The sequence below is a fragment of the Methylopila sp. 73B genome (assembly GCF_000526315.1).
GTDB lineage: Bacteria > Pseudomonadota > Alphaproteobacteria > Rhizobiales > Methylopilaceae > Methylopila.
This window is the reverse complement of record NZ_JAFV01000001.1, coordinates 2,730,429-2,744,007: the sequence shown is the minus strand read 5'-3', so window position 1 is coordinate 2,744,007 and position 13,579 is coordinate 2,730,429. Positions and strand designations below refer to the sequence as shown.

At 69.9% G+C, this 13,579-nt stretch carries 13 protein-coding genes and 1 pseudogene; 9 read left to right on the top strand and 5 right to left on the bottom strand.

Translation table 11 applies throughout. The features are described from left to right. The first annotated feature begins 74 nt into the window (after nt 1-74). Nucleotides 75-704, top strand: a complete 630-nt coding sequence (locus tag K244_RS0113255) for a response regulator (protein WP_020186761.1) — start codon at nt 75-77, stop codon at nt 702-704. Between the two features lie 26 nt (nt 705-730). Further along, nucleotides 731-1,339: pseudogene (locus K244_RS24205) on the top strand (pyridoxamine 5'-phosphate oxidase family protein); the annotation flags it as partial. Between the two features lie 565 nt (nt 1,340-1,904). On the opposite strand, the gene K244_RS0113235 reads toward K244_RS24205, so the two are convergent. Both K244_RS0113235 and K244_RS0113230 read right to left on the bottom strand, forming a co-directional pair. After that, nucleotides 1,905-2,234: a hypothetical protein gene (locus K244_RS0113235; RefSeq protein ID WP_020186757.1), complete on the bottom strand. Its 330-nt coding sequence runs from the start codon at nt 2,232-2,234 to the stop codon at nt 1,905-1,907. Nucleotides 2,235-2,488: 254 nt separating this feature from the next. After that, nucleotides 2,489-2,815: a hypothetical protein gene (locus K244_RS0113230; protein WP_020186756.1), complete on the bottom strand. Its 327-nt coding sequence runs from the start codon at nt 2,813-2,815 to the stop codon at nt 2,489-2,491. A gap of 447 nt (nt 2,816-3,262) precedes the next feature. Here K244_RS0113230 and K244_RS0113220 point away from each other — a divergent pair, with 447 nt between their 5' ends. Then, on the top strand, nt 3,263-3,688 hold the full coding sequence (locus tag K244_RS0113220) for a metallopeptidase family protein (protein WP_020186754.1): 426 nt from the start codon (nt 3,263-3,265) through the stop codon (nt 3,686-3,688). A 70-nt stretch (nt 3,689-3,758) separates the two neighbouring features. Then, nucleotides 3,759-4,112: a YkvA family protein gene (locus K244_RS0113215; RefSeq protein WP_020186753.1), complete on the top strand. Its 354-nt coding sequence runs from the start codon at nt 3,759-3,761 to the stop codon at nt 4,110-4,112. A gap of 89 nt (nt 4,113-4,201) precedes the next feature. On the opposite strand, the gene rpmF is transcribed toward K244_RS0113215, so the two are convergent. Next, nucleotides 4,202-4,384 (bottom strand): 50S ribosomal protein L32, encoded by a 183-nt coding sequence (gene rpmF / locus K244_RS0113210; protein WP_020186752.1) that lies wholly within the window; start codon nt 4,382-4,384, stop codon nt 4,202-4,204. Nucleotides 4,385-4,534: 150 nt separating this feature from the next. After that, a complete protein-coding gene (gene mtgA / locus K244_RS0113205) occupies nt 4,535-5,242 on the bottom strand; it encodes a monofunctional biosynthetic peptidoglycan transglycosylase (RefSeq protein ID WP_245259768.1) in 708 nt (235 codons plus the stop codon). A 128-nt stretch (nt 5,243-5,370) separates the two neighbouring features. On the opposite strand from mtgA, the gene K244_RS0113200 reads away from it, so the two are divergent. The 5 genes from K244_RS0113200 to K244_RS0113180 all read left to right on the top strand — a co-directional run bounded on the left by K244_RS0113200 (nt 5,371) and on the right by K244_RS0113180 (nt 11,687). Next, complete coding sequence (locus K244_RS0113200; protein ID WP_020186750.1) at nt 5,371-6,297, top strand: polyprenyl synthetase family protein; 927 nt, start codon at nt 5,371-5,373, stop codon at nt 6,295-6,297. Between the two features lie 94 nt (nt 6,298-6,391). Further along, on the top strand, nt 6,392-6,973 hold the full coding sequence (locus K244_RS0113195) for a hypothetical protein (protein WP_020186749.1): 582 nt from the start codon (nt 6,392-6,394) through the stop codon (nt 6,971-6,973). 362 nt (nt 6,974-7,335) lie between these two features. After that, nucleotides 7,336-9,045, top strand: coding sequence for a 30S ribosomal protein S1 (gene rpsA, locus K244_RS0113190; RefSeq protein WP_020186748.1), 1,710 nt, complete (start codon nt 7,336-7,338; stop codon nt 9,043-9,045). Nucleotides 9,046-9,215: 170 nt separating this feature from the next. Further along, complete coding sequence (gene ada / locus K244_RS0113185) at nt 9,216-10,310, top strand: bifunctional DNA-binding transcriptional regulator/O6-methylguanine-DNA methyltransferase Ada (protein ID WP_020186747.1); 1,095 nt, start codon at nt 9,216-9,218, stop codon at nt 10,308-10,310. 147 nt (nt 10,311-10,457) lie between these two features. Next, the gene (locus tag K244_RS0113180) at nt 10,458-11,687 is read left to right on the top strand and encodes an alpha/beta hydrolase (protein ID WP_024816493.1); all 1,230 of its coding nucleotides are present in this window, start codon (nt 10,458-10,460) and stop codon (nt 11,685-11,687) included. A gap of 12 nt (nt 11,688-11,699) precedes the next feature. Here K244_RS0113180 and K244_RS0113175 read toward each other — a convergent pair whose 3' ends face one another. After that, nucleotides 11,700-13,412 (bottom strand): ABC transporter ATP-binding protein, encoded by a 1,713-nt coding sequence (locus K244_RS0113175; RefSeq protein WP_024816492.1) that lies wholly within the window; start codon nt 13,410-13,412, stop codon nt 11,700-11,702. Nucleotides 13,413-13,579 lie beyond the last annotated feature (167 nt).

Below are 13,579 nucleotides of genomic sequence, written 5' to 3'. Positions count from 1 at the left end.
TCTTCCCGCAGAAGTTCGAGGCTGAGTATTTTGACGTATGCTTTAGGACGAATGGGGAGCGTCGGCGTAAACCTATGGCAGTCTCCCGAGGGGCGCGGCGGAGGGTCTTCATCGTCGACGACGACGAGTCGATCCGAGACGTTCTGACCGCGGCCTTCGAGGCCGACGGGTTCGACCCCTTGGCGTTCGCCGACGGCGGGGAGTTTCTGGAGCGGGCCGAGCGCGAGACGCCCGCCTGCGTCCTGCTGGACGTCATGATGCCGGGTCTGTCCGGGCTTGAGATCCTAAAACGGCTCAACCAGCGGCACTACGCGGCGCCGGTGTTCATCGTGTCCGGCTCCGGCGACATCCCGATGGCCGTCGAGGCGATCCGGCACGGCGCCCTCGACTTCATCGAAAAGCCGTTCGACCCCCTGCGGATCGTCGACCGGGTGGTCGAGGCGCTCGCGGCGAGCGGCGCGCGCGCCGAAGCGCGGGTCGACGGCGGCTCCCACATCCTGTTGAGCGATCAACTGACCCCCCGCGAGCGCGAGGTCCTGTCTCTGGTCGCCGGCGGTCAGTCCAATAAGGAAGCCGGCCGCGCGCTGGGGATCAGCCCCCGGACGATCGAGGTGCACCGCGCGCGCATCATGGAAAAGATCGGCGCGAAGAACGCCGCCGACCTCGTCCGCATCGTGATGTCGATGTCGAGCGAGCGCCGCTGACCTTTCACGCCGCCGACGAGACGCGCATGAGCACGATCACCACCGCCGCGGAGCTCGAGGCGATCTACGGCCGGCCGGCAGAGACCTCGCTCCTCAAGCAGGTCGCGCGCCTCACCCCCGAGTACCGGGCGATGATCGAGGCGTCGCCCTTCGTCGCGCTCGCCACATCGGGACCCGAAGGCCTCGACTGCTCGCCGCGCGGCGACGGCCGCGGCTTCATCCGGGTTGCAGACGACGCGACGCTGATCCTGCCGGACCGCCGCGGCAACAACCGCATCGATTCCCTGCGCAATGTACTCGTGGATCCGCGGGTGGCGCTGCTGTTCCTGATCCCCGGCTCCGGCGTGACGCTCCGGGTCAACGGTCGCGCCGCGATTTCGGCCGACGCCAAGTTGCTCGCGTCCTTCGTGGTCGACGGCGCCGCGCCGCGCACCGCGCTCGTGATCGCGATCGAGGCGGTCTACTTCCAGTGCGCGCGCGCGATCATGCGCTCCGGCCTCTGGGACCCGAGCACCTTCGTCGCGCCGGGCGACCTTCCGACGCCGGGCCGCATTCTGGCGGCGATCAGCGCCGACCGCATCGGCGGCGACGCCTACGACCAGGAGTGGCCTGCCAAGGCCGCCACGACGCTGTGGTGCGCCGCCGCCCCGGCGCCCGCGTCAGGCGGCTGGGCGGTCACCAGCCGCCGTTGCGGCGGCAGGTCTCGACGCGCTTGTCGTAGGGACCATAGGGACCCCATTCACGGACGGTCCGCACCCGGCACACCTCGCGCGGAGGCGCGCGATAAACCGGCGCGGGCTCGTAGTAATAGGCGCGGCGTGGCGCGTAGTACGCCGGCGGAGGCGGAGGGGGCGGCGCGTAATAGGGCCGCGACGGCCGGACGCCAAACTCGAAATAGGACCCGGCGGACGCCGGGACCGCCGACAGCGCGGCTCCGCCGGCGATCGCCGCGGCCACTCCCAGAAGCAGAATTCTCATCTCACGCTACTCCCCAAGACACGAACGACGCTTCATGCCCCATGGCTGGAGACAATCGATCCAGGTCATGGCGAAATCACGGCAAGTGCTCGGTGCCACGAAGACTTCGCTTAAAACTTTCGGTGGAGCGTCCCGCGGGGGGATAGATAGCAAGAGGCCCGGATCGACGAGCAATCCGGGCCTCTTTGTTAACAGGCATTAAGACCTGTTAAGATCAGGCGATCACGGGTTGACGCGGACCGTGAAGCCCGGGCGCGGGGCCGGGCGGTAGTACGGACGATCGCTCCGGTAGACCCGGCGGTCATAGACCCGGCCGCTGTTGCCGTAGTAGCGGCGCTGGCCGTAGCGGTTGGGCGTGCATTCCTGCGTCTTGGTGATGCGCGTCACGCCATTCCGCCGAACCGACTTCGTGACAGTGCGGCAAGCGACCTGGTCGACCAGGGTCGGCGCGGCGAAGACGCCGGCGGGCGCGAGCGGGGCGGCGGCGGCGGGAGTGAGGCTGAGGCCGCCAAGGCCGAGAGCCAGGCCGGCCGACAAGATCAGACCCTTCATGCGAATACTCCTCGGTTCACGTCATCGCCACGTGCGTCGTGGCGTCTTATGGGATCGATGGTCGCCCGCCGCTGGTGAACTTTCGCTGAGACCGGCGTTCACAAGCCGTTCACACGCGTTCACTTCAAGCGAACGCGCTGCAGATAGGGCGCATCACGCGCATGTCATCGACCACGTGAGCGCCGAACGGAACGACGCGCAAAAAAAACGCCCCGGCGGACCGGGGCGTTTTGGATGTCGGATTCGACGACGGCTTACTGACCGATGCGGATGTTGAAGCCCGGACGGTCGTCGCGGCGGTCGACGTAACGGCGATCGCCGTAGCGCCGGTCGCCATAGCCGCGGTCACGGTCGCGATAGACCCGCCGTTCGTAACGGTCGTCGTTGCAGACCTGCTTGCGTTCAATCCGGGTCACGCCGTTGCGGATCTTGCGGGTCTCGACAGTGCGGCACGCGACGTCCGTGACGAGTGGCGAGGCCGCCACAGGCGCCCTAGTCATCATGCCCGCGGCCGAAGCGGGCGTCAGCGAAAGCACGGCGAGGCCTGCGGCGAAAGCTGTCGAATACAGAATGGTCTTCATGGGTGTTTCTCTCCGGGTTGTTCTTCAGCAGATTAATTAGGCCCGCCGGCTCTTCGCCGCGTGAGACATATCCTCGTTCCGCAGTCCATGGAGCGGGGCGCTCAGATCAACGTCGATCGGGGGGCGCACCGGCCCGCCGCGAGGCATTTGAGCTTCAGCGGCCGGCGTTATTGAGTGCTCGTGTGCGATAAACTGTTCCGGAGTGGGATCCGTTCCAAAAAGGTCCAAGAAAATGCGACGAGATGACTCGCGTGGCCCGCGCGCAGACCTTCGCCCGAGCGAGGATCTGTTCGGCGGTTCGACGGCGCAGGGGGCCGGCCCCGCGGGCGAGCCCGAGGATGCGGTCGAGCTCTGGGCTCGGCGTTTCGGGCGCGGGCTTGCTATCCTCGCCTCGGTCGCCCTGATCGCATGGGCGCTCGCGACGTACGGCGTTCCGGGAGGGCAGTGATGACGAAGACGATCGACTGGGGCGCGTTGACGGCGCCGAGCCTCGCCGACCTCGAGGCGATCGCGCACGAGACCTTGTTCGGGCTCCCGCTCTCGCTCCGGGAATTGGCCGACAACGTCGTCATCCAGATCGATGATTTCCCCACCGAGGAGGTGGTGCGCGAACTCGGCGCGGAGAGCGAGTTCGACCTGCTCGGGCTGTTCACCGGGATCGGGCTGGCGCAGGGAGCCGCCGTCGCCCAGACCGGGCAGATGCCGAACGTCATCCATCTCTACCGCCGTCCGATCCTGGACTACTGGGCGGAGCACGAGGAAACGCTCGGCGCGATCGTCGCGCACGTCATGATACACGAGATCGGGCACCACTTCGGGCTGTCCGACGAGGACATGGAGGCGCTCGAGGAGAAGGCGGCCGCCGAGGCTTGATCGCTGGAAGGTGCGGGGCCACCTTGTCCCACGATGGGCCGCACATGGGGCCCGATCGAGGAGACGAGGCATGGACGCAGGCACGAACGGCGGGTTCGAGCGCGACGCCTCGCGGGTGAGCCGCGAGTTCTGGCCCAAGCTGAAGAAGGTGGCGCGGTCGATCCCCTTCGCGGAGGACGCGGTCGCGGCCTATTACTGCGCCTTCGACCGCGAGACGCCGCTGCATGTGCGGGCGACGCTGATCGGCGCGCTGGCCTATTTCGTGCTGCCCGTGGACGCCGTGCCGGACTTCCTGCCGATCCTCGGCTTTGCGGACGACGCCAGCATTCTGGCGGCCGCGATCGCCAACGTGCGCATGCACATGACCAATCGCCACCGGGACGCGGCGCGCCGTGCGCTCGCCGAAGACCCCGACGTCGCCTGACGCTCAGAAACGACGACGCCCGGCGCGAGGGCCGGGCGTAATGCAGGTCTCGATGGCGGGTCCGTCGGACCCGAACGCGTCAGAAAGCCTCAGGCTTCCTTCGGGGTCAGGATCTGGCGGCCGCGGTACATGCCGGTCTTCAGGTCGACATGATGCGGACGGCGCAGCTCGCCCGAGTCCTTGTCCTCGACATATGTCGGGGCCTTAAGCGCGTCGGCCGAGCGGCGGTGGCCGCGCTTCATCGGGGAGGTCTTTCGCTTCGGAACGGCCATGTCATTCACTCCGTCGGATCGGGTCGCAGCGCTCACGCGCGCGCGGATGTGCGGGCGGAGCGTCGCGCCGCCTTAACTCAGGGGCGGGCTTATAGCGGCATCAGGCCGGAAACGCCAGCCCCCTCGCCCGGGAATGGCGTCGATCGACGCTCAGCGGGCGAGGCATCCCGTCAGCCCTGCCGCGTTGCCCGCGCGGCGGATGATCACGGAGGCGAGGGTCGAGGCGTGGCGGCTCGGCCGCTTGGGGTCGCGCAGCACCGGGTTCGGCAGCGCGGCCGTCATCACCGCCGCCTCGCGCGCGCTCAGGCGGGCGGCGCTCTTGCCGAAGGCGCGGCGGGCGCCGGCCTCCGCGCCGAACACGCCGTCCGGCCCCCACTCCGCGATGTTGAGATAGACCTCCATCACCCGCCGCTTCGACCAGACGAAGTCGATCCAGTGCGCCAGCACGATCTCGAACGGCTTTCGCAGGTAGGCCGCGCCCTGCCACAGGAAGAGGTTCTTCGCGACCTGCATGGTGAGGGTGGAGGCGCCCCGGTTCGGCCCGCCGTCGCGGTCCATCACGAGGCCGATCGCCTGCCAGTCGACCCCGGCGTGGGCGCAGAAGCGCGCGTCCTCGGAGACGATCACGGCGCGGGGCAAGGCGGGCGATACGCTCTGCAGCGGAACCCAGGTCCGCGTCACCGGCCTCAGCATCAGCCAGCGCGCCAGCATGGGCGTCGAGACCGGGGGGACGACCGTGTAGATCAACGTGAGGACGAAGGGCGCCGCCGCGATCAGGAGCAGCGCGAACACGGCTTTGCGGAGGACCGAGGGCCGCCCGCGGACGGCCGCCGTTCCGAAGCCGTACATTGCCGCCATCTACGCCGCCGCCTCTTTGTGCCCGGCGCACTCTAGCAGAGCGAACCGCGCCCGCCATCTCACGGCGTCTTGACGTCGCGCGCCCGCTCGGGCACGGGGCCGGCGGCCCCATTCGGAGTTCGGCGCACGTGACCGACGCATCCTTCGACCATCGCCTCGCGGCCGTCGCAGCCGCCGTGGAGACGGCGCTCGACGCACTGCTCACCTCCGAGCCCGAGGTCGGCGAGAGTGCGCGCCCCGCGCGGCTCGTCGACGCCATGCGCCACGCCATGCTTGGCGGCGGAAAACGGCTGCGGCCGGCGCTCGGGCTGGCGGCGGCCGAACTGTTCGACGTGGCGCCCGAGCGGGCGCTGCGGGCCTGCCTCGCCGTCGAGTGCGTGCACGGCTACAGCCTGATCCACGACGACCTGCCGGCCATGGACGACGACGACCTGCGCCGTGGGCGGCCGACGGTGCACCGCGCCTTCGACGAGGCCACCGCGATCCTCGCAGGCGACGCGCTGCTGACGCTCGCCTTCGACGTGCTGAGCGACCCTCGGGTCGATCCCGATCCAGCGGCGCGGATCGCGCTCGTGCGCATCCTCGCCCGGGCCGCGGGGTTCGGGGGGATGGTCGGCGGCCAGATGCTGGATCTCGCCGCCGAAGGGCGCTTTTCCGCGGGGCGCGAGGCGCATGACGAGGCTGCGGTCGGGCGCATCCAGGCGATGAAGACCGGCGCGTTGATCGCGGCGCCGATCCAGATGGCGGCCGCGCTCGGCCGCGCGGACGAGGCGGACCGGGCGGCGCTCGGCGTCTACGCCCAGGCGCTGGGCGCGGCGTTCCAGATCGCCGACGACCTGCTCGACGCCGAAGGGGCGGTCGAGACGGTGGGGAAGGCGACGGGCAAGGACGCGGCGGCCGGCAAGGCGACGCTGGTCGATCTGCTCGGGCGCGACGGCGCCCGCGCGCGTCTCGAGACGCTGACCGCCCAGGCGACCGCCGCAGTCGCGCCCTTCGGGGCGCGCGCCGAGGGCCTCGTCTCCGCGGCCCGCTTCGTCGCCGATCGCCGCGCCTAAGCGCGATATTTGCTTGACTGTATCCTAATGGCGCACTTTCGCCTGATTCGTTAACGCTTGTAGTGATCGGGCGTTGAACGTTTTGGAGACAGTCATGTCGACCGTCATTCGTATTGCCGGCCGTGCGGCGCTTGGGCTTGCGGTCATGGCCGGCTGCGCCGGCGCAGCCGGAGCCGCCGAGAATCTCCGCAGCTCCAAGGCAGTGGCCGCGAAACTGGCCGCCGGCGGCGTCACGTCGCGCGTCGGGCGGAACTGCCCCGAAGTGATCGTGCGGAAGGACGCGGACGCCTACGCCGCGGCGCCCGCCCAGCTCTCGCTGCTCTCCGCCGCCCGCGACTGCGCCAACCTCGGGGCCGAGACCATCCTGCGCGTCGCCCTCGTCGGCCGCGCGACGGCCAACGGCTCCGCGGCCGATGCCGTGACGGCGCCGATCGCGTTGACGGTCGTCGATCCCTCCGGCAAGGCGGCGGCCGTGCGCGCCGCGCGGATCCAGGCCCCGCTGAAGCCGTCGGAGAAGGTCAGCCACTTCTCCTATCTGGTGGACGAGGTCTCGCTGCCGCCCGCCAAGCGCTACGCCGGCTGGAAGGTGCTGATCGGCTTCGGCGAGCCCGGCGCCACGTCCCGGGCCGCCCAGGCGTCGGCGGCGCCCCGCCTGCAGACCGCCGCCGCCCGCTGATTTCGGCGGCGCGGCGCGGGGGACCGCCTCCTTCGGGGCGGTCTCTGCGCCGGCCTCGGGGATCGCGTGGACGCGATCTCGCGAACGCCCTGACGCTCGCGTTGCGCCGGCGCGCATGATCTGCTACCCACCCGCGTCCGGAATGAGCCAGTTGCTCACGCTGGCGCGCTCGGTCGGATTTCGTCGATCGCGGCCGCCACGCATCTCCAGGCTTTCCCGGACACGGCCCAAGGTCGCCCCCGTTCCCGGCGCCGGCCCGTCTTCGCAACGCGGAGGCGAGCACCGGACGGCGGACGCCCGATCGGCCGTTTCGTCAACCCGAACGCCGGCGCCGCTAAGCCCGAAGACGGGCAGGAGATTTCATGAACGCCACTGCCGCAGCCGCACCCTCGCGCGAAGATTTCGCCGCGCTGCTCGAAGAATCGTTTCTGACCGCCGACATCGCCGAAGGTTCGGTGATCAAGGGCACGATCACCGCGATCGAAAAGGACATGGCCGTCATCGACGTCGGCCTGAAGACCGAGGGCCGCGTCGCGGTCAAGGAGTTCACCGGCCACGGCCGCGAGAACCCGCTCAAGGTCGGCGACGTCGTCGAAGTCTACCTGGAGCGCGTCGAGAACGCGCTCGGCGAAGCCGTGCTGTCGCGCGACAAGGCGCGCCGCGAGGAGAGCTGGGTCAAGCTCGAGCAGGCCTTCAACGACAACCAGAAGGTCGAAGGCGTCATCTTCAACCAGGTCAAGGGCGGCTTCACGGTCGACCTCGAGGGAGCCACCGCCTTCCTGCCCCGTTCGCAGGTCGACATCCGCCCGGTGCGCGACGTCGGCCCGCTCATGGGCACGCCGCAGCCCTTCCAGATCCTCAAGATGGATCGCCGCCGCGGCAACATCGTCGTGTCGCGCCGCACCGTGCTTGAAGAGTCCCGCGCCGAGATGCGCCAGGAGCTGGTCCAGAACCTCGAAGAGGGCCAGGTCATCGAGGGCGTCGTCAAGAACATCACCGACTACGGCGCGTTCGTGGACCTCGGCGGCATCGACGGCCTGCTGCACGTCACCGACATCGCGTGGCGCCGCGTCAATCACCCGACCGAGCTGCTCCAGATCGGGCAGCAGGTGAAGGTGAAGATCATCAAGATCAACCACGAGACCCACCGCATCTCGCTCGGCATGAAGCAGCTGCTGGCCGATCCGTGGCAGGGCATCGAGGCGAAGTACCCGGCGAACACCCGCTTCACCGGCCGCGTCACCAACATCACCGACTACGGCGCGTTCGTGGAGCTGGAGCCGGGCATCGAAGGCCTGATCCACGTCTCCGAGATGTCGTGGGTGAAGAAGAACGTCCACCCGGGCAAGATCGTCGCCACCTCCCAGGAGGTCGAGGTGATGGTGCTCGAGGTCGATCCGGTGAAGCGCCGCATCTCGCTTGGCCTCAAGCAGACCATGCAGAACCCCTGGGAAGCCTTCGTCGAGAAGTACCCGGTCGGCTCCGAGGTCGAGGGCGAGGTCAAGAACAAGACCGAGTTCGGCCTGTTCCTGGGCCTCGACGGCGACGTCGACGGCATGGTGCACCTGTCGGACCTCGACTGGAACCGTCCGGGCGAAGCCGTCATCGAGGAGTTCAAGAAGGGCGACATCGTCCGCGCCCAGGTTCTCGACGTCGACGTCGAGAAGGAGCGCATCTCGCTGGGCGTCAAGCAGCTCGGCGGCGATCCGTTCGTGGACTCGGGCGAGCTCCGCAAGAACTCGGTCGTCACCTGTGAGGTGATCGAGGTCAAGGAAGGCGGTCTCGAGGTCAAGATCGTCGACACCGACCTGACGGCCTTCATCCGCCGCAACGATCTCGCCCGCGAGCGCGCCGATCAGCGCCCCGAGCGTTTCGCCGTCGGCGAGAAGTTCGACGCCCGCATCACGCAGTTCGACAAGAAGGCCCACAAGGTCCAGGTGTCCATCAAGGCGCTGGAGATCTACGAGGAGAAGGAGGCCGTCGCGCAGTACGGCTCCTCCGACTCGGGCGCTTCGCTCGGCGACATCCTCGGCGCGGCGCTCAAGAAGCGCTCCGAGGGTTCGGACGACTGATCGTCCGCGACGACGACATCAGCGGGAGCCTTCGGGCTCCCGCCAGGAACGGCCCGGGCCTGTCCCGGGCCGTTTTCGTTTGGGCGCCGGATTCGACCCCCGAAACCGGAGCGCCGGCCCCGCGCGCCCGCGCTATCCCATCCTCCCCGCCCCATGAGAGGATCGGATCCATGACAGCGCCTGCACAAGCCGACGAACGAGCCTTCGCCGACCGCGATCCCCGCTGGGACGCCGTCGCGGCGCGCGACGCCGCGGCTGACGGCGCCTTCGTCTATTCGGTCCGGACGACGGGGGTCTATTGCCGCCCGTCGTGCCCGTCGCGCCGCGCCAACCCGGAGAACGTCGCGTTCCACGTCGACGGGGCCGCAGCGGAGGCCGCCGGCTTCCGCCCCTGCCGGCGTTGCCGCCCGGACGACGTCTCCCCCACGGCCGCGCGCGCCGCGCTGGTGGCGCGCGCCTGCCGCGTCATCGAGGCGGCGGAGGAGCCGCAGGCGCTCGATCGGCTTGCGCGCGCCTGCGGAACGAGCGCGGCCCGGCTCGTCAGCGCCTTCAAAACCGAGACCGGCCTGACGCCGAAGGCCTATGCGCAGGGCGAGCGGGTGCGCCGGATGCGGCGCGAGCTCAGCCGTCCAGAGACTTCGGTCGCCTCCGCGATCTACGGGGCCGGCTTCAACTCCACCGGCCGCTTCTACGCCGTGGCCGACGACGCCCTCGGCATGCCCCCAAGCGCATACCGCGCGGGCGGGGAGGGCGCGGCGATCCGCTTCGCCGTGGCGCAGTGCTCGCTTGGGGCGCTGCTGGTCGCGGCCAGCGCGCGCGGTGTCTGCGCCATTTTGCTCGGCGACGATCCCGACGCGCTCGTCCGCGACCTGCAGGACCGGTTTCCGAAGGCGGAGCTGACCGGTGGGGAGGCGGGGTTCGAGCGCGTGGTGGCGGAGGTCGCGCGCCTCGTCGAGCACCCCGGCCGCGGCCTCGATCTGCCGCTCGACATCCGCGGCACGGCGTTCCAGCGCCGGGTCTGGGAGGCGCTGCGGAAGCTGCCGGCGGGCGCGACGGCGAGCTACGCCGACGTCGCCGCGGCGATCGGCGCGCCGAAGGCGGTGCGGGCGGTGGCGCAGGCCTGCGGCGCCAACGCGCTCGCGGTCGCGATTCCCTGCCACCGGGTGGTGCGCACGGACGGCTCTCTCTCCGGCTATCGCTGGGGCGTCGAGCGCAAGCGGGCCCTTCTGGCGCGCGAGGCGGAGCAGGGCGGCGCCTCGGACTGACGTGGCGCGAACGTCACGGCGACCGTCGGACAGGCCGCTCGTGCGAAGGGCTGGCTTGCAAAAGGCGCCGCGGCGCCAAGGATGGGCCCGCGATCGGCAGGGTGGGGGTCCGCGTCGCGCCCGTCATGCGTCTACGAGGCCGCCCGCTTGCGCTCCATTCGAATTCCCGCCCTCGTGGCCGCGGCGCTCGCGCTCGCCGGCTGCGGCGGCCGTCCCTACGCGACGCTCCTGCCGGTGTCGGCCAGCGCGCCGGGCGCGCACACCGTCGACATGTTGGTCGCCACCACGCGCGCGCCTTCGCCGGTGCCGGGAGTGGTGTTCTCCGGGGACCGCGGCAAGGGCCTGTCGCTCGAGAACATCCTGGTGTCGATCCCGCCGGACGGGGTGCGCAAGCCCGGCGCCGTGATCTATCCCGCCCGCAACCCGGGAAACCCGGCGACGGAGTTCGTCGCGCTCAAGGTCGAGCCTCTGAAAGATGGCGGCGCGGACGCCTGGTACCGCCGGGCGGCCGGGCCGAAGAAGCGCGTGCTGATCTTCGTGCACGGCTTCAACTCGACCTATGAGGAGGCGGTGTTCCGCTTCGCCCAGATCAGCCACGATTCCGGCGCGGACGCCGCGCCGATCCTGTTCACCTGGCCGTCGCGGGGCTCGGTCTTCGGCTATCTCTACGACCGGGAAAGCGCGAACTACTCCCGCGACAGCCTGGAGACCATGATCGCTCAGGCCGCCGCGCGGCCGGACGTCTCCGAGATCACGCTGATGGCGCACTCCATGGGCAGCTGGCTGTCGATGGAGGCCGTCCGGCAGCTCGCGATCCGCAGAGGGGCCGTCCCGGCGAAGCTGAAGAACATCGTACTCGCCTCGCCGGACCTCGACGTCGACGTGTTCCAGGAGCAGCTGAAGGCGATCGGCCCGGCGGAAAACCGCATCACCATTTTCACCTCCCAGGACGATCGCGCGCTGCTGGTTTCGCGGCGTCTCGCCGGCGGCGTCCAGCGGCTGGGCTCGGTCGACCTGACCCAGCCGGCTGTGCAGGCGGATTTCGCGAAGCGCGGGATCAACGTCGTCGATCTCTCCGGCGTTCGCGCCGGGGACGGGCTGAACCACACGAAGTTCGCCGAAAGCCCAGAAGTGGTGAAGGCGATCGGGCGCCGCCTCATCGCCGGCGACAAGGTGGCCGGGTCGAACCTCGGGCTCGCGGAGACGCTCGGCGCGACCGCGATCGGCACGGCGCAGGGCGTGGGCTCGGTGATCGGGGCGGCGGCGACGGCGCCAGCGGCCATCGTCGATCCGCGCGCGCGGGAGACCTTCCGCAGCCAGCTCGGCGCCGCGACCGACAACCTCGGCGGCTCGCTGCGGACGGCGACCGGGCGGTGACGCCCGGCGGCCTCAGCCGACCGCCGCCTCGTAGAGCCGGCGGTAGCCGCCGTCGCGGGAGATCAGCTCGTCGTGGCGGCCCTGCTCGACGATGCCGGAGCTGTCGACCACGTAGATGCGGTCGGCGTTGCGGATCGTCGTCAGGCGATGGGCGATGATCAGCGTGGTCCGGCCGCGGGCGAGCTCGGCGAGCGAGCCCTGGATCGCGCGCTCGGTCTCCGCGTCGAGCGCGGAGGTGGCCTCGTCGAGGATCAGGATCGGCGGGTTCTTCAGGAACATGCGGGCGATGGCGAGGCGCTGCTTCTGCCCGCCCGAGAGCTTCACGCCGCGCTCGCCGACGATGGTGTCGAGGCCGGCCGGCAGCTTCGCGATCATGTCGTCCAGCCGCGCGCGGCGCGCGGCTTCGAGGATGTCCTCGTCGGCCGCGTCGAGCCGGCCGTAGGCAATGTTCTCGCGGATCGTGCCGGCGAACAAGAAGACGTCCTGCTGCACCACGCCGATCTGGCTGCGCAGCGAGGCGAGCGTCATGTCGCGCACGTCGATCCCGTCGATCGTGATGCGGCCGCCGTCGACGTCGTAGAACCGCGGCAGCAGCGAGCAGATCGTGGTCTTGCCGGCGCCCGACGGCCCGACGAAGGCGACCGTCTCGCCGGCGCGGACGCGAAAGTCCACGCCGCGCAGCACCGGCGCGCCCGCCCCGTAGCCGAAGGTGACGCGCTCGTAGGCGATCTCGCCCTTCAGGCCGTCCACGGCGACGGCGCCCGGGCGGTCCACGATGTCGGGCGCGGTGTCGAGGAACTCCGTGTAGCGGCGGAAGCCGGCGACGCCCTTGGGGTAGGTCTCGATCACCGCGTTGATCTTCTCGACCGGGCGGAAGAACACGCCGATCAGCAGCAGGAAGCCGATGAAGCCGCCGTGGCTGAGCGAGCCGGTGATCACGAAGTAGCTGCCCGCGATCATCACCACGACCTGGGTGAGCCGCATGCTGAGGTAGCTGAGCGAGGTGCTCGCGGCCATGATGCGGTAGGCCTGGAGCTTGGTCGACCGGTAGCCGCGGTTGTCCTCGGCGAACAGCCGGCGCTCATGCTCCTCGTTGGCGAAGGCCTGCACCACCCGGATGCCGCCGACGTTCTCCTCGATGCGCGCGTTGAAGCCGCCGACCCGGCCATAGAGCTCATGCCAGTTGCGCGTCATGCGGCCGCCGTAGCGGCTGGTGACCCAGCCGGTGATCGGGACCACCGCCGCGGTGATCAGCGCAAGCTGAGGATTGACCGCGAACATCAGCGCGAAGGCGCCGATCAGCGTCATGACGGCGATGAACAGGTCCTCGGGCCCGTGGTGAGCGACCTCGCCGATCTCCTCGAGGTCCTTTGTCAGGCGGCCGACCAGATGGCCGGTCTTCTGGCCGTCGAAGTAGGAGAAGGACAGCTTCTGCAGGTGGTCGAACGCCTTGCGGCGCATCTCGGTCTCGATGTTGATGCCGAGCATGTGGCCCCAATAGGTGACCACGACCATCAGGCCGGTGTTCGCGAGATAGATGACGAACAGGCCGAGCCCGGCGAGCACCACCAGCAGCCAGTCCTGGCTCGGCAGCAGCCGGTCGACGAACAGCTTGACCGCCATGGGGAAGCCGAGTTCGAGCAGTCCGGACGCCACCGCGCAGGAGAAGTCGAGCAGGAACAGCTTCCGGTGCGGCCGGTAGTAGCCCAGGAACCGCCGCAGCAGGCTCCGCGGCTGCGTCGCGTGGGGGATCGAAGTGGGGGTCGCCGTGCTCATCGCTTACGCCGTTTGCTCAACAGGCGCGTTGATAGGCAAGGATGGCCGCGCGCGCCAGTGCGCGCAGGTCATGGGCGGTGTCGCTCCAACGGGTCGGATCGAGCGGGATCCGCCCC

Coding starts and splice junctions, on each gene's coding strand:
- K244_RS0113215 (WP_020186753.1), top strand. CDS start 3,759: ATGGACGCAGGCACGAACGGCGGGTTCGAGCGCGACGCCTCGCGGGTG.
- ada (WP_020186747.1), top strand. CDS start 9,216: ATGACAGCGCCTGCACAAGCCGACGAACGAGCCTTCGCCGACCGCGAT.
- K244_RS0113235 (WP_020186757.1), bottom strand. CDS start 2,234: ATGAAGGGTCTGATCTTGTCGGCCGGCCTGGCTCTCGGCCTTGGCGGC.
- K244_RS0113255 (WP_020186761.1), top strand. CDS start 75: ATGGCAGTCTCCCGAGGGGCGCGGCGGAGGGTCTTCATCGTCGACGAC.
- K244_RS0113230 (WP_020186756.1), bottom strand. CDS start 2,815: ATGAAGACCATTCTGTATTCGACAGCTTTCGCCGCAGGCCTCGCCGTG.
- rpmF (WP_020186752.1), bottom strand. CDS start 4,384: ATGGCCGTTCCGAAGCGAAAGACCTCCCCGATGAAGCGCGGCCACCGC.
- K244_RS0113195 (WP_020186749.1), top strand. CDS start 6,392: ATGTCGACCGTCATTCGTATTGCCGGCCGTGCGGCGCTTGGGCTTGCG.
- rpsA (WP_020186748.1), top strand. CDS start 7,336: ATGAACGCCACTGCCGCAGCCGCACCCTCGCGCGAAGATTTCGCCGCG.
- mtgA (WP_245259768.1), bottom strand. CDS start 5,242: ATGGCGGCAATGTACGGCTTCGGAACGGCGGCCGTCCGCGGGCGGCCC.
- K244_RS0113220 (WP_020186754.1), top strand. CDS start 3,263: ATGACGAAGACGATCGACTGGGGCGCGTTGACGGCGCCGAGCCTCGCC.